The 514-nt window shown below is 44.7% G+C and carries 2 tRNA genes and 1 rRNA gene; all 3 read right to left on the reverse strand.

From position 1 onward, the window contains the following. Positions 1 to 127 precede the first annotated feature (127 nt). A tRNA-Ala gene (locus HPK16_RS16595) sits at positions 128 to 203 on the reverse strand. A 47-nt stretch (positions 204 to 250) separates the two neighbouring features. Continuing rightward, a tRNA-Ile gene (locus HPK16_RS16600) sits at positions 251 to 324 on the reverse strand. Between the two features lie 119 nt (positions 325 to 443). Continuing rightward, positions 444 to 514: ribosomal RNA gene (locus tag HPK16_RS16605) — 16S ribosomal RNA — on the reverse strand; the annotation flags it as partial.

The raw sequence follows: 514 nt of genomic DNA on the forward strand, positions 1-514 counted from the left end.
TGGCCGTATCAGTTAGTTGAAAGGTTACTTTCAGTTGATTCTCGGTTCTTACTTGGTTGGTACAAGTCAAAGACTTATACCGCACTTTACTAACTTTCTTATCTAGTTTTCAAAGAACAACTTTCTTTGGTGGAGCCTAGCGGGATCGAACCGCTGACCTCCTGCGTGCAAAGCAGGCGCTCTCCCAGCTGAGCTAAGGCCCCATTATGGGATATGGATGTTAGTGGACTCTTTCTTATGGTAGAGAAAGTGGGCCTAAATGGACTCGAACCATCGACCTCACGCTTATCAGGCGTGCGCTCTAACCAGCTGAGCTATAGGCCCGTCAATAAAAAGCGCCTCTTTCTTTAAGAAGAAAAAAGTGCTTACCACTAACTAGAGATTAATCTCTCAAAACTGAACAAAACAGAAGATAAAACAAAAGCAGGTTTCCTTTTCCTTAGAAAGGAGGTGATCCAGCCGCACCTTCCGATACGGCTACCTTGTTACGACTTCACCCCAATTATCTGTCCCA

This window comes from Paenilisteria rustica, from assembly GCF_013820765.1.
GTDB lineage: Bacteria > Bacillota > Bacilli > Lactobacillales > Listeriaceae > Listeria_A > Listeria_A rustica.